The following is a 23,403-nucleotide window of genomic DNA, read 5'->3' on the forward strand; positions in this document are numbered from 1 at the left end:
CATGCCCTCCCATCACCCTTCCGGGCTCTGGCACCTGCGTCTGGGCTCACTGAGCCTGCTGCTGCACCGCCGCACCTGGCTGCTCAGCCTGCTGGTGCTGAGCCTTCTGCTGACATTGATGATCGTGGCCATCAGCCTCGGCTCCGGACGCATGGGTGTGGCCGAGGTACTGGCCACCCTGAGCGGCCAGGGCAGCACGCTCAACGACATCATGCTGTTCAAGATCCGCCTGCCACGGGTCGCCGCCGTGCTGGTCGCGGGGCTGGCCATGGGCATGGCCGGCTGTCTGATCCAGACCCTGGTGCGCAACCGCCTGGCCACCCCGGACATGGTCGGGGTCAACGAAGGCGCATCGCTGGCGGTGATCGGTTTCGCCCTCTACCTGACCCTGGGCGGCTGGCCCTGGTGGGCCTCGCCGCTGGGCGCGGCGCTGGCCGCGGTGGCGCTGTTCGTCTTGTGTCGCCGGCCCGGCGAGCAGGGCTATCTGTTTATCGTGATCGGCATCGCCCTGTCGGAGCTGCTCGGCGCGGTCGGTGATTTCATGATGGCCACTCAGCCGCTGGTGCACCTGGGCAGCATCTACCTGTGGACCATGGGCCACTTCGCCGGGGCCAACTACCAGACGGTCGCACCGATTGCCCTGATTCTGCTGGCGCTGTGCCCGCTGCTGGCCTGGCTCAACCGGCCGCTGGCGCTGCTGCGCTTCGGCGAGGCGACCGCGCAGAACCTCGGCATCAAGGTCGCGGCGCTGCAACTGGCGGTGCTCGGCGTGGCGATTCTGGTGGCGGCGCTGGGCACGGCCATCGGCGGCCCGGTGGTGTTTATCGCCATGGCCGCGCCGATCATGGCCTCCTGGCTGGGCCGCGATCACCTCGCGCCGATCTGGCTGGCCGCGCTGTGCGGCGCGGTGTTGCTGGTCGGCAGCGACACCCTGGCGCGTCTGCTGGCGCAACCCGAGGAAATCCCCACCGGGATCATGACCCGCCTGCTCGGCGGCGTGCTGTTGCTGATCCTGTTGCTCAAAGACCGCAAAGGTTCCGATTGATGACGCTGTTACCCCCGCCCTTACCTGCGCAGCTGCGCGCGCACAAGCTGAGCTTCGCCTACCAGGCCAAAACGGTATTGCAGGACGTCTCGTTCGAGCTGCCCAAAGGCAAGCTGATCGGTATCGTCGGGCCCAACGGCAGCGGCAAATCCACCCTGCTCAAGCTGCTGGCGCGGCAACTGCCGTTGCAGGGCGGCGAGGTCGAACTCAACGGCACGCCGTTGCAAGGCTACGGGATGAAAGCCCTGGCCCGCGAGCTGGCCTTTCTGCCGCAACGCCCGGTGATGGCCGAGGGCATTCGCGTCGAACAGCTGGTGCAATACGGCCGCCACCCGCACCAGGGCTGGTTCAACCAGTGGAGCGCGGAAGACGCCCAGCAGGTCGCCCGCGCCCGCGACGCCATGCAGCTGCAGGACATCTGGCAGCAGGTCGCCTCCTCGCTGTCCGGCGGCCAGGCCCAACGCGCCTGGCTGGGCATGATCCTGGCGCAGAACACCGACCTGGTGCTGCTCGACGAACCCACCAGCGCCCTGGATATCGGCCACCAGGCCGAGGTCATGGAGGCGGTGCTGAATATCGTCGGCGAGGGCCGCACCGTGCTGATCGTGATCCACGACCTGGGCGTGGCCGCGCGCTACTGCGATGAAATCATCGCCCTCGACAACGGCCGCATCGCCGCCATGGGCCCGGCCCGCGAGGTGATCAACAAGACCCTGGTCGACCGCCTCTATCACACCGACGTGGACATCCTCGCGGCACCCGGCGACGGCGCCCCGGTGGTGGTGCCGCGCCGGCGCAAGCCCGCCCACTCTGAACAAGGACTCACCCGATGACGACTCTCATGCGCTGGAGCCTGCCCCTGCTGCTCGCCAGCCAGCTGTTAAGCACGGCCGCCGTGGCCGATACCCGGCAGATCGAAGACGCCTTCGGCAACCCGGTCAGCGTACCCAGTGCACCGCAGCGGGTAATCACCCTCAGCGAGTTGGATCTGGATGCGGCGCTGGCCTTGGGCATCACCCCGGTGGGCACCATCAACGGTCGCGGTCAGGCCGCACCGCCGCGCTACCTCGACAGCAAAGTGCTGGCCGGGATCAAGGTGGTCGGCGATATCGACAACCCGAACCTGGAAACCCTGTTGGAGCTGGAACCGGATCTGATCCTCACCGGCCCGGTAAAACCCGAGCAATTGGCGATCCTCAACGAAATCGCCCCCACGGTGATCACCTTCGCCTGGGCCAGGCCCTGGCAGGAAAGCCTGCAACGCACCGCCAACGCACTCAACCAGAGCGCGGCCGCCGACGCCCTGTTGGAACGCTACAACGCCCGCGCCGCCGAAGCCCGCGCACGCTTGAAGAATCACCAGGGCGAAACCTTCAGCATCGTGCGCTGGAACCCCAAAGGCCCGTCCTACATGTTCAAAGACGCCTTCGCCAGCAGCGTAATCGGCGACCTCGGCCTGGTGCGCCCGAGCTACCAGCAGGAGCCCGGGCACACCCACTCCATGGCCCTGAGCCTGGAGTCGCTGCAACTGCTGGATGCCGACTGGCTGGTGATCGGCACCCTGAGCACCAGCGGCGAAGCCGTCGAAGCCCTGCAACAGGCCGAGCAGACCCCGGCGTTCAAGCAGTTGTCGGCGATCCAGGGCCAACGCTTCGGCGCCGTCGACGGCTCGCTGTGGACCTCACTCGGCGGCCCGCAGGCCGCCCTGCAAGTGATTGCCGATATCGAACAGCTGCTCGGTAAAACCGACGCGCAGCCGATCAAACGCTAGCCAAACGCCTGCCCGGTTCCAGTCACTCTGGAGCCGGCAGGCGCTTGCGATCCAGCTTGCCGCTGGCGGTCTTCGGCAGGCTGTCGAGCAAGACAATGCGCCCCGGAATCATGTAGTGCGGCAGCCGCTGTTGCAGCGCCCGGCGGATGCTCATGCGGCCCAGGCCGCCGCCCTCGCACAGTTCCACATACGCCACCAGGCAGGCTTCATCGCCGCTGCCGTGCAGCCGGGCTGCGGCGTCCTGCACGCCATCGATACGGCGCAGACTGACTTCGATCTCGCCTAGCTCGATACGAAAGCCGCGCAGTTTGATCTGCTCATCGCGCCGGCCCAGGTAGCGATAAGCATCTTCGCCGACCCGCTGCACGCGGTCGCCGGTGCGATACAGTTGGCGGCCTTGCCAGGCAATAAAGCTCTGCGCAGTCAGGTCGGCGCGCGCCCAATAGCCGCTGGCCAGCGACGGCCCTTCGATACACAGCTCGCCTTCGCCGCCCATCGCCAACGCCTCGCCGGCCTCGTCCAGCACCCAGTGGCGATAGCCGTCGAGGGACTGGCGTAGCAGCACGCCCTGCTCGCCCAACGGCAACTGCACCCGGGCCATCAGCGACCAGACGGTGGCCTCGGTGGGGCCGTAGCAATTCCACAGCTGGCCCACCAGCGGCGCCAGGCGTTCGGCCAAGGGCGCATCCAACGCCTCACCGCCGCACAGCGCGGTCAAGCCGGGCCGTCCTGGCCAGCCGGCCTTGAGCAGCATGCGCCAAAACGCCGGGGTGGCTTGCAGGCAGTTGATCTCGGGCAGCGCCGCCAACAGTGCGAGCAGCGCGTCCGGGTCTTTGTACGCCGGGCTGCCGACCACCTCCAGCGCACCGCCGGCCCACAGCGGGCCGAGCATTTCCAGCAGGGAGATATCGAAGGCCGGGGTGGTGATAAACAGCCAGCGGGTGGCGCTGCCCAGCTGCAGCCGACGGCTGGCGGCGCTGAGAAAATTGGCCAGGGCGCGGCGGCTGATCACCACGCCCTTGGGCCGCCCGGTGGAGCCCGAGGTGAACATCATGTAGGCCGGCAGCTGTTCGTCCAGCACTGGCCAGCTCAACTCGCCGCCCTCTCCCGCCTGCAAGTGCAGGCTCGGCACCGCGAAGCGGGCCTGGCCGTCAGCATCTTGCAGCACCAGCGTCAGTTCGGCGTCTTCGGCTATGCCTTGCAAGCGCTCGAGGGGGAACTGCGGATCCAGCGGCACGAAGCACAGGCCGTTATGCAGACAGGCCAGCGTCGCCGCCAGCAGGTCGGCCGAGCGTTGCAAATACAGGCCCACCCGCGCCCCCACCGGTACGCCCTGCACGGCCAGTTGCGCGGCAATCGCCGTCGTGCGCGCCGCCAGCCGTGCGTAGCTGTAGCGCTGGCCCGCCCAGCCCAACGCCGGCGCATGCGCCTGCTCGGCAAATACCTGGGCCAAGTGCGGGCTTAGCCGCGGCACGTCGAGATTCTGCTGCATGGCGCTCATGCCGGCACCGCCACGGCCAGTCGGGCCAGCTCGGTCAGCTGCTGACGCAGGCGTTGCAGCAACTGCTCGCTGAGGTCGCCGCGCAAGCAACCGATCTGGCGCAGGGTCAGACGGCCATCGAAGATCCCGCCGTGCAGGCTGATCAGCTCCGCCGAGCGGTTGTCCGCCGCACTCGGCCGGCCCGGGGCGATGGGCAACGGCTGCCAGTCGCCCTGGCCGCTGCGTGCGCTGCCCAGGTAGTTCAACGCCACCGGCGGCAGCGGCAAGGGGTTGGGTTCCGGCAGGCTGGCACGCAGCGGCATATAGCCGACGCCTTTATCCGGCACCTCACGCAAGCGCTCGTCACACTGGCCAAGCAATTGCGCCCAGTCGGCCTGATTATCCAGCACCAGCGGGTACATGCTGGTGAACCAGCCGAGGGTGCGGCTGACGTCCAGGCTCGGGTCAAGCGCCTCGCGGCCATGGCCTTCCAGCAGAATCCACTGGCGCTGGCCCAGGCCCATCTCGCTCAAGGTGCGGGTCAACGCGGCCAGCAGCAGGCTGCGCATCTCGCAGGCAAATACCTGGGTGGCATTCTGGCTGAGTTGCCGGGTGAGTTCCGGCTCCAGCTCAAGCAAATGCACCCGGGTCGGCTCGGCGCTGATCCAGTCAGGCGCAATGCGGTAGTCCATGCCAGCCATGCGCTCGCGCCAGAAGCGCAGCTGTTCGCCAGCTTGCAGCACATAGGCGAGCAAACCCTGGCCCCATTGCCGGTAGCTACTGGTCTTGGCCGGCAGCGCCTCGCCACGGTGTAGGCGCGCCAGATCGGCGGCAAGGATGCGCCAGGACACCGCATCGACCACCAAGTGATGACAGGCGATAAACAGCCCACGACCCTGCGCCAGGTTCTCCACCAGCCCCCAGCAGAGCGTGCGCCCCAGCATCGGTTCGAAGTGGCTTTGCAGCTCGGTCAGCGCCGCCTGCAGACCGGCTTCGCCCAGTTCGGCGTAATCGAGGATTGCCGGTGCCGCCAGCGGCAGATTCTCCAGGTAACGCTGGCCGTTCGGCGTCACCGCCAGACGCAGGGCATCGTGGTGCTGCAGCAACCGCTGCAGATATCCACGCAACTGCATCGGCTCAAGGTCTTCGGGCAGGCGCAGCAGCACGCCCTGGTTCCAGTGTTGCGGGGTCGCTAACGGCTGCTCGAAGAACCAGCGCTGAATCGGCTGCAAGGGCAACTCGCCGGTCAGTACGCCTTGCTCGGCCTGTACCGCGACCTCCTCGCGTTTACCGTTCAGTACCCGGCACAGGCGGCGCACGGTCTTGGCCTCGAACACCTCCTTGACCGAGCAGGGATAGCCGGCATCGCGCAGGCGCGTGGTCAGCTGGATACTCAGGATCGAATCGCCGCCGAGCTGGAAGAAGTCGCTCTGCACCCCCAGCGGCTGGCTCAGCACGTCCTGCCAGATAGCCAGCACCTCGGCCTCCAGTGCCGTGGCCGGCGGCCTGTGCTCGCCGCTGATGGCCAAGTCGATCTTCGGCAGCTGGCGCAGGTCGAGCTTGCCGTTTGGCGTCAGCGGCATCTGCTCGAGCAGCAGCAGGCTGCTGGGCACCATGTATTCCGGCAGACGCTGCGCCACCTCATGCAACAGCGCATCCACCAGCGGTTGCTCTGCACCCGGCTTGAGCACCGCGTAGGCGACCAGCGCCTGGCGCCGACCCTCACGCAGCACCAGCACCTTGACCTGATGCAACGCCGGGCAACTGAGGCTCAGCTGGGCTTCGATCTCCCCCGGTTCGATGCGGTAACCGCGCAGTTTGATCTGCCCGTCGAGGCGACCGAGGTATTCATAGTCGCCATTGGCCAACAGCCGTGCGCGGTCGCCGCTGTGGTACAGGCGTAGACTCACACCAGCCACTCTGTGTTCGCGGAACACCGTCGCCGTGCGCTCGGGCTGGTTCAGATAACCGCGCGCCAGCCCCAGACCCGCCAGGCACAGTTCGCCCGGCACGCCGACCGGGCAGAGGTTGCCCAACTCGTCGAGAATCAGCGCCTGCATGCCGTCGATGGGCGTACCTATGCTCGGGCTGCTGCCGGGTTGCAGGTGCTTGCACAACGCGGTCACCGTGGCCTCGGTCGGCCCGTACATATTGATCAAGCGCAGCCGCCCGGCCCAGCGTTCGAGCAAACCAGCCGGGCAGGCCTCACCGCCGAAGCCAATCGCCTGCACAGTCGGCAGCGCAGAGTCCGGCAAGGCGGCGAGCAAGGCGGTGGGGAAAATCATATGGCTGCTGGCACTGCGCTCAATCTGCGCCAGCAGGTCCTCGTCAGGCTCGCCCCAGACCAGGCTCGCGCCCTGGGTCAGTGGCAGCAGCGCACACATATTGCCGGCATCGAAGGACAGCGACATGCAGTTGAACATGCGCGCCTCGGGGCCCAGTTGCAGGCGCGCGGCATGGTCTTGCAGCAGGTTGACCAGGCTGCCCTGCTCGACCATCACGCCCTTGGGCAAACCGCTGGAACCGGAGGTGTAGATCACCTGGGCGAGCTGCTGCGGGTCGTGGCCGAGCGCCGGCGGGGTCGGCGGCATGCCGTCCAGCTGCGCCTGCAGGCTGGCATCCTGCAGATCGAGCCAGCGCACGCCGGCACTCAGCGCGAAAGGCGGCTCGTCCTGGCCGACGATCAGTTCGATACCGGCATCGTTAAGAATGTGCTGCAAGCGCTCACGCGGGTAGGCCGGATCCAGCGGCACGTAGGCGGCATTGATTTTCCAGATGGCCAGGATCGCCACCGCGAAAGCATTCTCCCGCCGCGCCAGTACGCCCAGCAGCGCCCCCGGGCCGCAACCTTGACTGAGCAGCCAATGCGCCAGGCGGTTGGCCCGCGCATCCAGCTCGGCATAACTCATCGCCTGCTCGTCAAAACCCAGCGCCGGACGCTGCGGATGCAGCCGCGCCCTGTCCTCGAACAAACCCAGCGCCGTGCGCCGGTTGGGATACTCGCGGGGCAACGCAGCCAGGCGCGCGGCGGTTTGCTGTAACAGCGGTTGGTCGAGCAGCGGCAGCGCCCAGATATCCATCTGCGGCTGTTCGACCACCGCTTCCAGCAGCAGCAACAGACGCTCGGCATAACGCTCGAGCGTGGCGTGCTCGAACAACGCCGTGGCGTACAGCCAGTCGACCCGCACCGAGTCCATCAGCTCGGTGACCTTGACCGAGATATCGGTCTTGGCCGGCAACACCGGCGAGGTTTCCTCGACCGCCTGGCAGCCGGGGATCAGATCGTTGAAGTCGACCCGCGCCTGATACACCAACATGATCTGGAAGATCGGGTTGATCGCCGTGTGGCGATCCATGCCGAGCGCCTCGCTGAGCGCTTCGAAGCGGTACAACTGGTGATCGAAGGCTTCCAGGTCGTCCTTGCGGCAGGCTTGCAGGTACTCGGTAAAAGGCTGTTGTTCGGGCAGCTGGGTGCGCAGCACCAGGGTGTTGACGAAGAAGCCCACCAGCCCTTCGATATCCGCACGCTCGCGGTACGCCAGCGGCGTGCCGATGACGATGTCGCGCTCGCCGCTGTGGCGCGCCAGCAGCAGGGCGAACAGCGCATGCAGGCCGATAAAGGGCGAGGTGTTGTGCTGCTGGCACAGCTGCTTGAAGCGCGCCCACAGGCCGTTGTCGATGGTCGAGAACACCAGCTCGCCGCCGCTGGCCTGATGGGCCGGGCGCGGTTTGTCCAATGGCAGGCTGTGCACATCGGCGATGCCGCGCAGGCGCTCGACCCAGAAGGGTTTGAACTGCGCGTGGTAGTCGCGAAACAGCGGCGAATTGAACCAGCTGGCGTAGTCGATGTAGTTCAGCGCCGGGGCTTGCCAGTTCAATGGCTGACGATTCTGGAAGGCCAGAAACGCGGTCTTGAGATCGGCAAACATATTCTTCACCGACCAACCGTCGGAGATGATGTGGTGCTGGGTAATCAGCAGCACATGCTCCCGTGCGCCGAGGCGCAGCAGGTGCACGCGGGTCAGTTCGCCAGTGGTGAGATCGAAGGGCCGGTTGATCTCCTCGCGCACCCGTTGCGCCACCCGCGCCTCGCGGGCCTGCGACTCGAGTGCGGATAAATCCTCAACCGCCAGCGGCCACGGCCGGTGCGGCAGAATCTGCTGTTCGCCACGGCCCTGGGCATTGCGCACAAAGCGCGTGCGCAGGCTGGCGTGGCGCTGCGCCAGCGCATCGAAGGCGAACTCCAGCGCCGCCACATCCAGCTCGCCGCTCAGGCGGAAGTACACCGGCATGTTGTACAGGTGCGAGCTTTCCTCGTACTGCTCGATAAACCACAGACCGCTCTGCGACGACGACAGCGGCCCGCTCTCGGCGTGCTGCGGCTGGATAGGTGCGGCAAAGGCGTTGGCGGCGGCCAGACAAGTAACGATGGCGTCGCGGTTCGCGCGGATCAGTTGGCCCAACTCTGGGGTGATCGCATCCTTGCTCGACTGGGAAACCAGCTGGCCCTGGGCATTCAGATTCAGCTGCACGCCCTGGCGGGCCAACTGGTTAAGCAGGCCGATGATATTAGTGTCCATTAACGTCCTCTTAGTCGGTCAGGCTGGCGCCGCCGTCGACCACGATGTCTTGCAGGGTGATGTGGCTGGCCAGGTTGGAGGCCAGGAACAGCACGACGCTGGCGACCTCTTCCGGGGTGGCGATCTTCTGCAGCGGGATGCCCAATTTGAACTGCTCGGGAAAGCCGGCGATGGTGCGCGCCGGCGCATCGGCGCTGTGCCACATGCCGCGCTGCATCGGCGTATCGGTGGAGCCCGGCGAGACCAGATTGCAGCGCACGCCATAGGTCGCCAACTCCAGGCCGGCGGTGCGGATCAGGCTGCTCAAGGCCGCCTTGGATGCGCTGTAAGCGGCCATCTGCATGCGCGGCACATGCGCCGCGTTACTGCTCACCGCCACCACCGTGCCGCGCCGCCAGGCCTTGAAGCGCGGCAGCAACTGGCGCAACAGGTAGAACGGCCCGGAGACATTCACCCGCAGGCAAGCGTCCCAGTCTTCCAGTGCCAGCGCCTCGATGGGCGCCAGACGCAACACGCCGGCCACGCTGGCCAATACATCGATCACCCCATGGGCACCGAGTAGTTCATGACAGGCCTGTTGCACCCCTTGGGCATCGCCGATATCCAGCACATAGCGGGTAAAGCTGTAATCCTGCTCGGGGAAGCTCAGGTCGAAGCCAATCACCTGCCCGCCCAACTGGGCAAAGCCCTCGGCCACGCTGCGACCAATGCCCTGACCGGCCCCGGTGACCCAGATGGTCTGGCCGCTGAAATCTATTTGTCTGTTCATCTGCATGCTCCTTACCAGACCTGTTCCACCTGCGCTTCGCGCTGCAGCACGCGGCTGTCGAGGAAGTGGCAGAAGTCCGCCAGACGGGGATGGTCGAAGACATCGGAGACCTTCACCGCCGTGCCGAACTCACTGGCCAGGCGGTTGACGATCTGGATGGTCTGCAGCGACTGCCCACCCAACTCGAAGAAGTTGTCGCCGGCCTGAATCGCGCCGACGCCGAGGATCTGCTGCCAGATGCTGCGCACCCGTTGCTGCGTCTCATCGTCCAGCGCCTGCTCACTCGTGCCTTGCAGGTACTGCGCCTGCAAGCGCTTGCGGTCGAGCTTGTTGCTGGCGGTACGCGGCAGCGCCGGGTAATGGCGGTAATCGGTCGGCACCATGGCCGCCGGCAGCAATTTGGTTAGTTCTTGGCGAATGCCGCGCAGGTCATCACGCGGGCCGCTGATAAAGGCCACCAACCGGCGCAAGCCGCCGCCCAATTCCAGGCCCTGCACGCAGGCTTCGTCGACACCATTCAAGGCCAACAGACGCGATTCGACCTCACCGGGCTGAATGCGGTAACCGCTGATTTTGAATTCGTTATCCAGCCGACCGAGGTAGACCAACTGGCCGTGCTCCACCCGCACTCGATCACCAGTGCGGTAGACCGCGGTCGGTTGCGTGCCGATCAGCAAGCGGGCAAAAGCTTGCGAGCTACTGGCCTGAGATCCGTTGGCCAGATAACCATTGGCCAATTGCGCGCCGCACAGCACCAGCTCGCCCTCTTCTGCCGGGCGCCCACCACGGCCCAGCACCAGCGCCGTGACGGCGGCCAACGGCCGACCAATCGGCAAACTCGCGCGGTCAGGCGCAACGCCTTGCAGGTCGCAGGTGCTCGCCACCACCGTGGTTTCGGTCGGGCCGTAGGTGTTGATCAGACGGACATGCGCCGGCGCCGCAGCCTGCCAGGCCAGCAGCTGTTCGGGATAGACCGCCTCGCCGCCGATGATCACGCTTTTCAGCCCACCCGGCACCCGCACCAGGCCGGCGCGCAGGGCCACCACCCACTCGTTCCAGAACGCGGTCGGCAGGTCGAGCACAGTGATTGCAAGCTGCTCCAGCCCATCGACAAAAGCGCTGATCGACTCCAGCAAGGCATCGGTACGCAGCACCAAAGTTGCGCCGGCGCTGAGGCTGACGAACACCTCTTCGATGCTGGCGTCGAAGTTGAACGGGGCGAACTGCAGCAGGCGATCCGTGCCGTCCACGCCATAGCGCCAACGTGCGGCCTGGATAAAGTGATCCAGCGCGCGGTGGCTGATTTCCACACCCTTGGGCGTACCGCTGGAGCCGGAGGTGAACATCAGGTAGGCCGCCGCCTCGCCTTGGCGCGGCGCGCAGAGACGCTTGGCGCTGTGCAGCACGCCGGCCAGCTCAATCGGGCCGCTGTAGCTGTCGGCCAGGCGATAGCGGAACGCCGCCTCGGTGACCACCAGCGCCAGCTGCGCCGTGGCGCAGATCAGGCGCTGGCGCTCGCCAGGCTGCTCAGGGTCGAGCGGCACATACACCGCGCCGGCCAGCAGTACGCCGAGTTGCGCGACAATCGCCTCGGGGCTGCGGCCGAGCATCACCCCAACCCGCTCGCCCGGTTGTACGCCACGCTCGCTCAAGGCGGCGGCAATGGTTTCGGCCTGCGCCTGCAACTCGCCGTAGCTCACTTTCCGCTCGCCCTGGCACAGCGCCAAGTGCTGCGGCTGGCGTTCGGCCTGGGCGCGAATGGCCAGCAGCACACTGCTCACCTCGGCCATGGCCGCCTGCTCACTGGCCGGCGCACTGAGTAAATGCTGCGCGCGGTACTGCCCACTCCAAGCGCTGAGCAGCTGATCGCGCGGCTGTTGCGGGGCTTGCAACCAGGCGGCCAGCAGGCTGAATAATTCCTCCTGTAACGCCTGTACTTGCGCGGCGCTGTAGCACGCCGGGTTGGCGTCGTAATCCAGCAACGGCACACCGCCTGCGCCCAGGTGCACTTCCAGGGTCAGATCTTCCACCGGGCCGGCGCTCAAGCTCAGGGGGCGCGCCGGGCAATCGCCAAACATCTGCGGGCGGTCGAACGGCATGATGTTGATCAGCGGGCCGAACAAGCGCTGCTCGCCGCCGACCCGACCGAGGTCGCGGCGCAGCGATTCGTAGCGGTAGTGCTGATGCTTGCGGCTGCTGCGGCGCAGCTTGCCGATGCTCTGCGCGGCCTCGATCAGATTGCTGTGATCGCTCAGATCGAGGCACAACGGCGCGATGTTCATTTGCATGCACGGCACGTTGAAGGAGGCCGAACCCATGCGGTTCATCACCATCAGACCGAGCACCTGAGCGGCGCTGCCGCTGACCTGACGCAGCTGCGCCGACAGCGCGGCCAGCAGCAGATCGGGCCAGCCGATTTTATTGGCCTCGGCCAATTGATTCAGCGCTTGCCATAAGCCCGACGGCAACACCGCGGAATGGCGGAGGAAGGTTGCCGAAATTGGCGCAACCCGCTCGCTAAAACTGACCGCCTCGGGCAGCGCGCCGAGCTGTTCGCGCCAGTAAGCTTGCGCCGTGGCCGTACGGCCCTGACTTTCGCGTTCGGCCTCTTCAACCAGCACGGCGGCGTAATCGCCAAACGCACAGGGCGCCGCCGGCTCACCGCGCAGCGCCGCGCCGTACAGATCGGCGACGCGCTGATACAGCAGGTTGCTGCCATAGCCATCGAGAGCGATGTGGTGAATGCAGCCGTAGAGAAAATCCACCTGCTCGCCCTGCAACAGGGTGAAGCGGCACGGCCGCTCGCGCTCCAGGTCGAACGCCTGGCGAATATCCGTCATGCCCCATTGCTGCACCCAAGCCTGGGCGTCCACCCCAGTTGGAATGTGCAACTGCGCCACGCTTAGCGGCAACTCGACAGGGTTGAACAACACCTGTTCGCCATCCACCACAAAGTGCCCGGACAACGCTTCGCACTCGCTCACCGCTTGGCACAGTGCGGCGATCAGCAGCGCGGGCTGGATCTTGCCGGCGAAGGCGATGCATTCGGCGGTGTTGAACATGGCGCGGTCTTCATTCAGCACATAGCCGTGCCACAGGCCCAGCTGGGCGACACCCAGCGCCCTCATGCGGCACCGCCCTGTTGTTCGATCAGGCTCCACCAGCCGTTCAGGGTCGGCGTCTTGGCCAGGTCGGTGAAACTCAGCTCCAGACCTTGCGCGCGCCACTCGCTGAGCAGCGCCATTACCTGAATCGAATCCAGGCCGTAGTCGAGCAGGTTCTCATCGGGGTCGAAGGGCTCGTCCAGTTCATCCAACAGGCTCAACAACCGCGCCTGCAAGGCGGCGCGGGTCAATGCCGGTGCGGCGACACGATCCAAACCGAGTACCTCAGCGCAGCGCACCACCTGGCCGCAGCGGGTCGCCACGTAATTCAGTGCCATCTGGTGGTCGGCCTGATTGAAGTCGGCCACGCCATCGGCCAACAGAAACGGCTGGACGTCGCGCATAAAGGCGTCGCAGGCCGTCATCAGACAGCCGATATGGGCGTAGATGCCGCCGATGATCAGCTGATCGCGGCCCAGCTCGGCCATCATGTGTTCCAGCGGCGAGCGCTGAAAGGCGCTGTAGCGCCACTTCACCAGCACCGTGTCGTCAGGTTCCGGGGCCAGGCCGGCGATGATCGCCTGGCGCTCAGGATGTTGGGTGATGCCCGGCCCCCACATATCGTTGAGCAGCGCCCGCTCGGCGTCGCTTTGCACGCCCGGCTGAGCGGTATACACCACCGGAATGCCCAGCGCTTTGCACTGCGCGCGTACCGCTGCGAGGCGCTCGACCAGGGCGCCGACAAAGGCGCTGTCGGCCTCCCAGAAGTCGGCGAAATACGCCTGCATGTCGTGAATCAACAGCACCGCACGGGCTGGATCAAGCGCCCACTTGACCTTGTTCGGCGTCCATTCGCTGGGGGTTTGGTAGGGCTGCAGAGCCGGGATAGCCATGAAAATAAAGTCCTTATGCGATAGGGGCTGATTCGGTAGGGGTAAGGTGCGCGGCGATACGTTGGCGCAAACGTTTTTTGTCGACCTTGCCGACAGCGGTCATGGGCAGTTGGTCGAGCTGTTCGAAACGGTCGGGCAGCTTGTAATCGGCCAGCCCCAGGCCGCGCAGAAACTTGCGCAGGGCGATGCTCTTGAGCGCCGGGTCACGGCTGACCACGAAGGCGCAGCTCTTCTCGCCCAAGGCCGTGTCGGGCATGGCCACCAGCGCCGCGTGGGTGATCGCCGGATGGGCCATCAGCAGGTTTTCGATCTCTTCGGCGGCGATCTTTTCGCCGCCGCGATTGATCTGATCCTTGATCCGCCCGACCACCTCCAGGTAGCCATCGGCGCGCAGCCGCACCAGATCGCCGGAGCGGTAAAAACCCTCGGCATCGAAGGCCTGGGCGTTGTGTGCCGGGCTCTGGAAGTAACCGCGAATGGTGTAGGGGCCACGGGTCAGCAGCGCGCCGACCTCGCCAAGCGCCACCGGCTGGTCGTCACGGCCGAGCACGCGCACCTCATCCGCCGGGCTCATCGGGCAACCCTGGGTGGCGAAGACATGCGCCTCGTCATCATCGAGACGGGTGTAATTGACCAAGCCTTCGGCCATGCCGAACACCTGTTGCAAACGGCAGCCAAGCTCACTGCCGATGCGCCGCGCCTGCGCTTCGGGCAAGCGCGCGCCACCGACCTGCAACAACCGCAGGCTGGCCAGTTCGCTCGCTTGCCCGGCAGCGGCCTGCAACCACAGCGACAGGGCCGGCGGCACCAAAGCGGCGACAGTTACCCGGTGGCGGGCGACCAACGGGAAGCAGGTTGCGGCCCCCGGATCGGCGGCCAGCACCACGCAGCCGCCGGCATGGAAAACCCCCAGCGCACCGGGCGAGCTCAGGGCGAAGTTGTGCGCCGCCGGCAACGCGCAGAGGTAACGCGTGTCGCGGTCGAAGCCACAGAGCTCAACACTGCGTCGCACGCTGTAGGCGTAGTCGTCATGGGTGCGCGGAATCAGCTTCGGCGTGCCGGTGCTGCCGCCGGAAAGCTGGAAGAACGCCACCTGATCGGCCGGCGTCGGCGCATAGGCACACTGTGCGGCTACCGGCTCAAACCAGGCACGCAACGAGCGCACAGGGTCGGAATCGCCATCGAACAGCAGGGTGTCGAGTTCGGCAATGGCGCCCTGTAATTCGCCGACAAAGTCCTCGTCGACGAACAGCGGATGCTGGCGACTGCCGATAAATAAGCGGGGCCGCACCTGCCCGGCATAGGCCAACAGCTCCAGACGGCTATGGCTAAACAAGGCGTTGACCGGAGCGATACCAACCTTGAGCAAGGCAAAGAACACGACATAGAACTCAGCCTTATTGGCCAACTGCACCAGGGCGCGATCTCCCGGCGCGAAGCCCAGATTGGCCAAGCGCCGGGCCAGGTATGTGGCTTGCACATCCAGCTGGGCATAGCTCAGCTGCCGCTCGCCGCAAATCAGCGCAATCGCTTCCGGGTGCGCCTGTACCTGGGCTTCAAGCAGTTGCGTCAGCGGCTCACCGCGCCAGTAGCCGGCCTGGCGATAACGCTCGGCAAACGCGACGGGCCAGGGCGTAAATGGCACCAAACTCATAGCGCCTCCCGTTCCAGGCCGAAGGCCGAGAGCATAGTGCCGAGCTTGTTACCGGTCTCCAACCACTCCGACTCCGGGCAAGATGCCGTGACCAGCCCCGCCCCGGCAAACAGGCTGACCCGGGTGTGCTCGACGATGCCGCAGCGGATCGCCACCGCCCATTCGCCGTTGCCATCGGCATCACTCCAACCGACGATGCCGCCAAATACGCCACGGTCGAACGGCTCCAGTTCGGCGATCAATTGCTTGGCCGCTGCGGTCGGAAAGCCACACAGCGCCGGCGTCGGGTGCAGGCGACAGGCCAGGCTCAACGCCGAGGCCGGAGTGGCCAGCTCGCCGGCGATCTGCGTCGACAGGTGCCAGAGCCGCGCGGTCTTCAGCAGCGAAGGCGCAGCGGCCACGTTCAGGCGGCGACACAACGGCCGCAGCTGGCGATCCAGCTCCTCGATCACCAGACGGTGCTCGTGCAGATCCTTGCTCGATTGCAGCAGCGCCTGCGCCACCAACGCATCGGCAGCCGGATCAGGCAGGCGCTTGGCCGAACCGGCCAGGGGGTTGGAGGTGAAGTGACGGCCCTGCTGACGCAGCAACAGCTCGGGACTGGCGCCGATCAGCACGCCGCCCGCCGGCAGATCCATGGAGAAGTGGTAGGCCTCGGGATTCTGCTGGCGCAGCCCCTGGAACACCGTGGCGGCGCAGGGCGCGCTGTCGAACTCCAGCTGCAACAGCCGCGACAGCACCACCTTGCTTACCTGGCCGCCACGCAGCACTTCAACTGCCCGACCCACGGCCTGCTGGAAACCGGCCCGATTCGGCTGTTCGGTGCAGTGGCGGGCTTTGCCGCAGGGGAATCCACAGACCCTGGTCGGCGGCGCGACCGGCAGCAGGCGCGAAGCATGGCGCGGCACGAACAAACTGGAGGGTTGCTGCTTGTCGAAGGGGATCACCCCGACCACCAGCGGCTGACTCAAGCCCGCCGCCTTGGCCTCGGCAAAGGCGGCCTCGACCGCCCGTTCGACCCCGTGGCCCTCCTCACCCGCCGGTGTCTCGATGGCCTTGAAACAACCGCTGGCCTCAACCCCGCCTTCGGGGGAATAGAACCGATAGGTGGGTGCATCGCTATCGTTCCAAGGGGAGCCCCCACGAGCGACACGCGTCAATGCATTCACTCCAACCTCCACATTCAACGCTAATGCGAACAATTAGCATTTACATAAAGGAGGCAAAACTAACCACTCGGCGAAGTTGAGTCAATTTATTTCTAAGGCTCTAGAGTGCGCTATGCGGTACCTCACTTGGATTCTTGGCGTGCTGTCGGCGTGCAGTTTGCGGATTCCACGCTGACTCCGGACGCTCATTCCATGGCCATCCGGACACTTCCCAGGCAGGCAGCCGCGCAGGCCTTATTCACCACCCTCGGCCTCTCTCTCGAAACAAAGAGGTCGTCGTGAAGCGTTTATCCATGCGTAACGTCCGAGAGATGCTGCGCCTCAGGTTCGACTGCGGCTTGTCCGCCCGCAAGGTCGCCCGCGGCCTGGACATCGACCACCGCAGTGCCGGTGATTATCTCTGTCGCTTTGCCGCCAGCGGCCTCACCTGGCCCACTGCGTTATCCGATGCAGAACTGCAGCGCTAGCTGTTTCCACCGCCCCCCGTGGTGCCCGGCGAGCAGCGGCCACTGTCCGACTGGGGGTGGGGGCATGCAGAGCCGCGTCGTCTCGGCGTGACCCTGGCGCTGCTCTGGCAGGAATACCGCCTGGCGGACGCACTCCCCCATCAACTGCAAGCAGCTGGTCAGCTGTGAATGCAAACCGGTGGTCAAGTGAATGCAATTGCGCAACCACTGCGCTGACGCAGAAAAAGCCGCGTGCTAGAGTCGCCGGCATACCCATTCGGAGCTTATTCGATGCGTCGTTTAGCATTGCTGGCACTCTGCGCCCTGTCCGGCCTGGCCTGGGGCGAGGCTTGCGTGATCCACAGCCAGGCCGAGCGCCTGGACGTCAAAGTCTGCCAGCAGAATCGCAGCATCCCGCCGAACCTGTTTCGCAGCGGTTTCTGCCAACCGCAACTGAAAGGGCAGAAGGTCGAAGTCGCCTTCGTCGAGCAATGCCCCATCGGCGCCTACGGCGTCTGCCGCAACGCCAGGGTCGGCGGCACGCCCTACCAGCAGGACATTCACTATTACGGCGTGGCCAGCGACGCCGCCTACCTCAAGCCGTTTTGCGAACGGCAGAACAAAGGCGTGTGGATGGCGCGCTAGCCAGCCGCTCAGGACGCAAGCAACAGGCCGCCGCACGCCTGTCGAGGACGTCCTTACTCGGTGACGAGCTCCTCGACCCAGGGGCCGAATGGATCGGCGAACCTCAACCAGGCGTCGACGCCCAGCGCCATTTCCGCATCATCCAGCAGGCAGGCGTCCAGCTCGGCGGTCAGCCGGGCGAAATCGATATTCTGGCCGATAAACACCAGCTCCTGACGACAGTCGCCGCTCTGCTTGTCCCAGTCCTGCATGATTGCCTGCAAGCCTTGATCGTCGCTCGGCCACTGGCTTTTCGGCACGAAGCGCCACCAGCGCCCGGCAGAGCCATGGCGCAGCAAGCCGCCAGCCTGGGACCAGCTGCCGGCTTCCTGGTACTTGCTGGCCAGCCAGAAGAAGCCCTTGGAACGCAGCAGGCGGCCATTCGTCCACTCGCGGTTGATGAAATGGAAGAAGCGCGCGGGATGCAGCGGCCGACGGGCGCGGTAGGCGCTGGCGGCGATGCCGTATTCCTCGGTTTCCGGCACATGTTCGCCGCGCAGCGTCTTGAGCCAACCGGGCGCTTGCGCGGCACGCGCAAAGTCGAAGCGCCCGGTGTTGAGGAGCTTGGCCAACGGCACCGCGCCCATGGCCATGGGCAGGATCTCGGCATGGGTATTGAGGCCGCGCAGGATGGCGATCAGTTCGTCACGCCGATGCGCGCTGATCAGGTCGGTCTTGCTCAGCAGCAGCACGTCGGCGAACTCCACCTGCTCGATCAGCAGGTCGCTGATCGAGCGTTGGTCGTCCTCGCCGAGGGTTTCGTCAGCGCTACTCAGGCTTTCGGCCGCGTGGAAATCACGCAGGAAATTGACCCCGTCGACCACCGTCACCAGGGTGTCGAGGCGTGCCAGATCGGCCAGGCTCTGGCCCTGTTCGTCGCGAAAGGTGAAGGTTTCCGCCACCGGCAGCGGCTCGGCGATGCCGGTGGACTCGATCAACAGGTAATCGTAGCGGCCATCGCGGGCCAGCCGTCCGACTTCTTCCAACAGGTCTTCGCGCAGGGTGCAGCAGATGCAGCCGTTGCTCATCTCGATGAGCTTCTCTTCGGCACGATTGAGGCTGACATCGCGCTGCACTTCGCTGCCATCGATATTGATCTCGCTCATATCGTTGACGATCACCGCGACCTTGAGGCCTTGGCGGTTTTTCAGAATGGCGTTGAGCAGGGTGCTCTTGCCGGCGCCGAGGAAACCGGACAACAGGGTGACGGGTAGGCGATTAGGCATGTTTGGGGGCTCCATCATTGGTCTGCGTGATCACGGCCATGCGGTTTTTTGTCATGCAGTTTCTGGCGCTCCTTGGCTGCGCTGCACAGGCTGGCGGCGAGCCTGTGCAGCAGGCGCTTGAGGGCGAAGTCATGGCTGAGGATTCACTGGCTTTATAATTTACTTGTTATAACATAACACTTAATTCAATTGCCCAGCGTCGGATTTCTGATGACCGCCCTGACCTTGCCGGATATTGCCGCCCAAACCAGCCGCCACGAGCACACCCTGGACTGGGTCGGCATGGGCGAAATCGCCCTGCCGCTGTTGTTGGCCGAACAACGCATCGATGCCCGCGCCGATGCCGGCGTCAGCCTCGATGACGCCGGCGCTCGCGGCATTCATATGTCGCGCCTGTACCTGGCGCTGCAGGTGCTGGAGGGCGAAACCCTCAGCCCCGGGTTGTTGCAGCAGGTTCTTGGCGAATTCCTGGCCAGCCATCAGGGGCTGGCGAAACGCGCCTATCTCCATCTGCGTGGCGCGGCGCTACTCAGCCGCCCGGCGCTGATCAGCCCGCTGGCCGGCTGGAAGGCCTACCCCTTCGAGGTGCGTGCCCGCCAGGATCCCTGGGGGTTCCACGTGGAACTGCAGGTAAAAATCACCTATGCCTCGACCTGCCCCTGCTCTGCCGCGCTGGCCCGCCAGCTGATCCAGCAGCGTTTCGTCGAGAACTTCGCCCACCAGCCACTCAACCATCAGCAGGTGCTGGCCTGGCTCGGCTCGACCCAGGGCATTCTCGCCACGCCGCACAGCCAGCGCAGCAGCGCGACCCTGCGGGTGCGCCTGGATTCGTCGACCCGCGAACTGCCGCTGGTCGAGCTGATCGATCGCGCCGAGCAGGCCCTGGGCACCGCCGTGCAGACCGCGGTCAAACGTGCCGACGAACAAGCCTTCGCCCTGGCCAACGGGCAGAACCTGATGTTCTGCGAAGACGCCGCCCGCCGCCTGCACAGTGCCCTGCTGCTGCAACCCGGGCTGAGCGGCTTCAAGCTGCGCGTGGTGCATGCGGAAAGCCTGCACGCCCATGATGCGGTGGCGCAAAGCCGCTGGAACTGGAGCCCGGCATGATCCGCCGCCAGCCTGTTCAACCCCCGCTCAAGAGCCTGGCAACCGTCGGCTGCGCGCTCAAGCGCACAGCTTGTAGCGACCAATCGGAGATGCCTCGTTCCGCGCTTATGGGCGCGCCGCCTAGCTGAGCGCGCTTGAGTTCTCGAGCGGTCGTCATTGAAAATGCGCCTTGCCCCCGTGCAGAGGCTCAAGAATGCCCAGCGCTTCCGCGATCCGCTTGCGTGACTACCGGCCGAGTGACCTGGACGCCGTAGTCGCGCTATTCAAGGCCGCAGTGCACCGCCTGAGTGCAGCTCAGTATGACGCGGCGCAACGCCAGGCCTGGGCGCCGGAGGAAGCCGACCGGCAGGCCTGGCAAGCGCGCCTGGCGGATTTGCAGGTCAGGGTTGCGGAGCACCGGGGGCGGCTCGCCGGCTTTATCGGTTTTACCGCCAACGGCCATATCGACCTGCTGTTCAGTTCGCCGCAGCATGCCCGCCAGGGTGTGGCGACGGCGCTGTACCTGGAGGCCGAGGGCAGACTAAAGGCAGCAGGTATCAGCTCGATCTTTACCGAGGCCAGCCTGACGGTGCGGCCATTCTTCGAACGGCAGGGATTTTCTGTGGAACAGGCACAGACCGTGGTGCGCGGTGCTGTTACTTTGCCGCGCTTAGCCATGCGCAAGCCGTTGCGCCGCCCTGAACACTGAGCCACAGCCACCCTGGAGTACCCATGACAAATCTGAGCATGCTCGCGATGGCGCTCGTACTGCTGGCAGTAGCGGCTTTGGCGTACTGGAACTGGCAGCAGAACCGCAAACTCAAACAGCTGGATCGGCGTGTCCGCCAGCAAAGCGAGTTGCTCGAGCAAATCGACAGCGTGCTGGAAAACCCGCAACTCAGCGAACAAGAGCAGTTGCTCAAGAGCGAAGCCTTGTTGGCGAAGCTGAGGGAAAGCAGCAAGCCCTGACAGGCCGCTGCGATTGCCGCGAACGACGGCGCGCGCCCTTCCCCATCCCTGACCGCTCCCGCCTATACCTTAAGAGATATGGCCAAGAGCCGGCCGCGCGTGGCAGTGTGGTTTACTGTATCGCTCATTTTTCCGTACGGATGGACTGTCATGGATATTGCCGAATTCGCCGACCTGCTCGCCGCCTCCAAGGCTCAGCCGGAACCGCAACGTTTGCTCTTGGTGTTCGTTTCTGCCGAGTTGCCGGAAGATGCCACCGAAGAGGAGCGCCAGCGGCATGCCGAGAACCAGGGCGGCTCGCTCAAGCCGGTGCTCTGCGTCGACAAGCTGCCGGACGAGCTGGTGGATTTTGCCGGGTTGCTGGCCGAGTCGAGCCGTACCGGCGTGGCCTGGGATCTGGTGTTCGCCGCCGGCCTGGCCGGGCGCGCCGGCGTGGTGCCGAGCAGCGACGAAGCCGAACAGCCGCTGAAGATGATGGTCGGGGCCATCGAGGCCGGCAGCATCGGCAACTTCATCGCCTTCGACCGCGAAGGGCATGCGGTGAGTTTTTACTAACCGCCTGTCGGCGCAACCGTACTACTGCGCAAGTCGCAACCATCAAGTAGCAACGACTTAGTGCCAAGGTTGCCTGGCTCCCCGCGCGCGCCCATGTGAACGTCCCTGAACTGTTTACGACAACAACAGGGAGGTTCGGGTGAAAGACGCAGAATTGTGCCGCTGGCTGCTGGATGTGAACGAACCCTGGGACGTCAGCCGGGTGCGGGTGGACACGCACAGCCGTGAGGTGCATGCCTACCTGAGCACCGGCAAGACCTGGTTCGGCCGCTACCTCCCCGACCAGCCCCGCTCCCGCTGGCGGCACACCAATATCGGCGTTTACAAGACCTATATCCATGCCAACCTGCCGGAGCAAGGTGACGGCCAGGCGCCACAGTCGTTCCTCGGCAAAAGCGCCAGCGACTTCACCCACGGCCTGGCCAGGCGGGTGATCCAGTGCCTGCAGGATGGCCTGCGCTATCGCCAGGTCTGCGCCTTGCTGGATATCGATATTCACCTGGCCTGGCAGATCAAGCACGCGATCGAATCCGGCCAGCTGGCCGCGGCAGGCCCGGATCTGCGCGCGGGGCTGCAACTGGATAATCCGGCGGGGCAGGCCGACAGCCGCATCCCCCCCTGCGACGACGGGGTCTGGCTGCGGTTGCTGGCGACGGATGGCCCGTTCGAGATCCGCTTGTTGAGTCTCAAATTGCTCCTGACCCGCGCCCGCCAGGACTTTGCCAAAGCCCATGACGCGGATCTGCGGATCCTCCGGATCAATGAGCTACGGCGCTTCTTTATCAAGCACGAAAAGCATCTGCAGCACGAGATCGCCCAGCTGGCCAGCGACCCACAGCACAACAAGCAAGGCGACCAGCCATGAACAACGCTACAACGACAAGCGCACTGCTGAACCTGCGCCAGGCCAGCGCCTTGATCGAGCGCGGCGAAACCCTGGCCATCGCCGGCCATCTCGAATGCCTGACAGCGCTGCCCAAAGGCAACTGGATCGGCGGCACCACCCCCTACTTCATGGCGGCCGAGGGGGGCACTTGTCGGCTCGACCAGGTGTTCGTGCAGCCGTTTGGCCAGCAAACCGGGGACATCGTCGGCTATGACCGGGACAGCCTGCCGCACATACTCGAAGACGCCCCGGAAAATGGTTTCAGCATCGTGATCTTGCCGGCCGGCAGTGCCGTGCTCGAGGACTATGCACGCGAGGCGCCCAATTATCCCGAGATGTACCTCAAGCCGATCGCCGGCTGGGTGGCGGGGGTGCACCTGGATCAGCTGGGCAGCGCCCAGGCCCAGGTGATCGACGGGCGCAGCGGCCAACGCTACGCGGATCGGGCCATCGTCCTGCACATCGCCCTGCCGTCCGACCAGGCGGCGCTGGTGCATACGGTGAACCTGTTCCAGCCTGGCCCTGGGCCGACGCTAAGCTTCGACGAGACCGGCTTTGCCGCCCGCGACTGCCTGATCGATGGGGTGCGCGGCAGCTTGCGGGAGCTGATCCGCGAGCGCGCCATCGACACCCGCCTGCCATTGGTCGCCGACTACTGCGGGGCCATGGTCAATGTCAGCATCCAGTCGCTGGATCGCGAGCCGGGCCTGGTGTCCTTCTACGCGCCGGTCTTCGCCGGGGTGCAGTACCGTTTCGCCGCGGCGGTCGAGGACTATAGCAGACGCTTTCTGCAGGCCATGCCCCGCGACGGCGGGCCTATCCTGTTCGGCTGCAACTGTATCCTCAACTACCTGTATGCGCAGTTGCAGGGGCATCACACGGCGCGCCTCATCGGCCCCATCACCTTCGGCGAAGTCGCCTACCAACTGCTCAACCAGACCGCGGTCTACCTGACCCTCGAACAGGACTGAACAGCGCGCCCTCTGTCCAACAGGCGGCCCAGGCCGGAACGCTCTGCGGCAAAAGAATCGGCAATTCCGATTCAAGACGCGTTATCGTTGGGCCAATGCCGGGCAGCCGCCCCAA

Annotated in this window: 18 protein-coding genes and 1 pseudogene; 11 read left to right on the top strand and 8 right to left on the bottom strand. The window is 65.5% G+C overall.

Features of this window, described 5'->3' with window-relative positions:
• The first annotated feature begins 1 nt into the window (after position 1).
• Genes P8H27_RS17375 through P8H27_RS17385 form a run of 3 tightly spaced genes read left to right on the top strand, consistent with a single transcriptional unit; the run spans position 2 to position 2,816 of the window.
• The gene (locus tag P8H27_RS17375) at positions 2-1,045 is read left to right on the top strand and encodes an iron chelate uptake ABC transporter family permease subunit (protein ID WP_289638914.1); all 1,044 of its coding nucleotides are present in this window, start codon (positions 2-4) and stop codon (positions 1,043-1,045) included.
• Positions 1,045-1,878, top strand: a complete 834-nt coding sequence (locus P8H27_RS17380; RefSeq protein ID WP_289638915.1) for an ABC transporter ATP-binding protein — start codon at positions 1,045-1,047, stop codon at positions 1,876-1,878. Before P8H27_RS17375 ends, P8H27_RS17380 begins: the two co-directional genes overlap by 1 nt.
• Positions 1,875-2,816, top strand: a complete 942-nt coding sequence (locus tag P8H27_RS17385) for an iron-siderophore ABC transporter substrate-binding protein (RefSeq protein ID WP_289638916.1) — start codon at positions 1,875-1,877, stop codon at positions 2,814-2,816. Before P8H27_RS17380 ends, P8H27_RS17385 begins: the two co-directional genes overlap by 4 nt.
• A 22-nt stretch (positions 2,817-2,838) precedes the next feature.
• Here P8H27_RS17385 and P8H27_RS17390 read toward each other — a convergent pair whose 3' ends face one another.
• Genes P8H27_RS17390 through P8H27_RS17420 form a run of 7 tightly spaced genes read right to left on the bottom strand, consistent with a single transcriptional unit; the run spans position 2,839 to position 16,465 of the window.
• Entirely contained in the window at positions 2,839-4,317 is a 1,479-nt protein-coding gene (locus P8H27_RS17390) for an amino acid adenylation domain-containing protein (protein WP_289638917.1), read from the bottom strand.
• Positions 4,314-8,876 (bottom strand): non-ribosomal peptide synthetase, encoded by a 4,563-nt coding sequence (locus P8H27_RS17395; RefSeq protein ID WP_289638919.1) that lies wholly within the window; start codon positions 8,874-8,876, stop codon positions 4,314-4,316. Before P8H27_RS17395 ends, P8H27_RS17390 begins: the two co-directional genes overlap by 4 nt.
• A gap of 10 nt (positions 8,877-8,886) precedes the next feature.
• On the bottom strand, positions 8,887-9,651 hold the full coding sequence (gene dhbA, locus P8H27_RS17400; RefSeq protein WP_374761369.1) for a 2,3-dihydro-2,3-dihydroxybenzoate dehydrogenase: 765 nt from the start codon (positions 9,649-9,651) through the stop codon (positions 8,887-8,889).
• A 5-nt stretch (positions 9,652-9,656) separates the two neighbouring features.
• Positions 9,657-12,773 (bottom strand): amino acid adenylation domain-containing protein, encoded by a 3,117-nt coding sequence (locus tag P8H27_RS17405; protein WP_289638921.1) that lies wholly within the window; start codon positions 12,771-12,773, stop codon positions 9,657-9,659.
• Positions 12,770-13,642 carry an isochorismatase family protein gene (locus tag P8H27_RS17410; RefSeq protein WP_289638922.1) on the bottom strand — a complete coding sequence of 291 codons (873 nt, stop codon included), beginning with the start codon at positions 13,640-13,642 and terminating at the stop codon, positions 12,770-12,772. Before P8H27_RS17410 ends, P8H27_RS17405 begins: the two co-directional genes overlap by 4 nt.
• A gap of 13 nt (positions 13,643-13,655) precedes the next feature.
• The gene (locus tag P8H27_RS17415) at positions 13,656-15,296 is read right to left on the bottom strand and encodes a (2,3-dihydroxybenzoyl)adenylate synthase (RefSeq protein WP_289638923.1); all 1,641 of its coding nucleotides are present in this window, start codon (positions 15,294-15,296) and stop codon (positions 13,656-13,658) included.
• Positions 15,293-16,465, bottom strand: coding sequence for an isochorismate synthase MenF (locus P8H27_RS17420; protein ID WP_289638924.1), 1,173 nt, complete (start codon positions 16,463-16,465; stop codon positions 15,293-15,295). The genes P8H27_RS17415 and P8H27_RS17420 overlap by 4 nt, the downstream gene beginning before the upstream one ends.
• Before the next feature lie 293 nt (positions 16,466-16,758).
• On the opposite strand from P8H27_RS17420, the pseudogene P8H27_RS17425 reads away from it, so the two are divergent.
• Together P8H27_RS17425 and P8H27_RS17430 are read left to right on the top strand one after the other, a co-directional pair.
• A pseudogene (locus P8H27_RS17425) lies at positions 16,759-17,058 on the top strand (IS21 family transposase); the annotation flags it as partial.
• 144 nt (positions 17,059-17,202) lie between these two features.
• Entirely contained in the window at positions 17,203-17,556 is a 354-nt protein-coding gene (locus P8H27_RS17430; protein WP_289638925.1) for an NADH:ubiquinone oxidoreductase, read from the top strand.
• 53 nt (positions 17,557-17,609) lie between these two features.
• Here P8H27_RS17430 and zigA read toward each other — a convergent pair whose 3' ends face one another.
• On the bottom strand, positions 17,610-18,821 hold the full coding sequence (gene zigA, locus P8H27_RS17435) for a zinc metallochaperone GTPase ZigA (RefSeq protein WP_289638926.1): 1,212 nt from the start codon (positions 18,819-18,821) through the stop codon (positions 17,610-17,612).
• A 210-nt stretch (positions 18,822-19,031) separates the two neighbouring features.
• Between zigA and folE2 the strand changes: the two genes are divergently transcribed.
• The 6 genes from folE2 to P8H27_RS17465 all read left to right on the top strand — a co-directional run bounded on the left by folE2 (position 19,032) and on the right by P8H27_RS17465 (position 23,288).
• On the top strand, positions 19,032-19,928 hold the full coding sequence (gene folE2 / locus P8H27_RS17440) for a GTP cyclohydrolase FolE2 (protein ID WP_289638927.1): 897 nt from the start codon (positions 19,032-19,034) through the stop codon (positions 19,926-19,928).
• A gap of 193 nt (positions 19,929-20,121) precedes the next feature.
• A complete protein-coding gene (locus P8H27_RS17445; protein ID WP_289638928.1) occupies positions 20,122-20,616 on the top strand; it encodes a GNAT family N-acetyltransferase in 495 nt (164 codons plus the stop codon).
• 23 nt (positions 20,617-20,639) lie between these two features.
• Positions 20,640-20,876, top strand: coding sequence for a hypothetical protein (locus P8H27_RS17450; protein WP_289638929.1), 237 nt, complete (start codon positions 20,640-20,642; stop codon positions 20,874-20,876).
• A gap of 150 nt (positions 20,877-21,026) precedes the next feature.
• Positions 21,027-21,431 carry a ribonucleotide reductase subunit alpha gene (locus P8H27_RS17455; protein WP_289638930.1) on the top strand — a complete coding sequence of 135 codons (405 nt, stop codon included), beginning with the start codon at positions 21,027-21,029 and terminating at the stop codon, positions 21,429-21,431.
• A 139-nt stretch (positions 21,432-21,570) separates the two neighbouring features.
• On the top strand, positions 21,571-22,296 hold the full coding sequence (locus tag P8H27_RS17460) for a hypothetical protein (RefSeq protein WP_289638931.1): 726 nt from the start codon (positions 21,571-21,573) through the stop codon (positions 22,294-22,296).
• On the top strand, positions 22,293-23,288 hold the full coding sequence (locus P8H27_RS17465) for a DUF6976 family protein (RefSeq protein ID WP_289638932.1): 996 nt from the start codon (positions 22,293-22,295) through the stop codon (positions 23,286-23,288). The genes P8H27_RS17460 and P8H27_RS17465 overlap by 4 nt, the downstream gene beginning before the upstream one ends.
• Positions 23,289-23,403: the final 115 nt, after the last annotated feature.

Source organism: Pseudomonas sp. sp1636 (genome assembly GCF_030376615.1).
Classification (GTDB): Bacteria; Pseudomonadota; Gammaproteobacteria; order Pseudomonadales; family Pseudomonadaceae; genus Aquipseudomonas.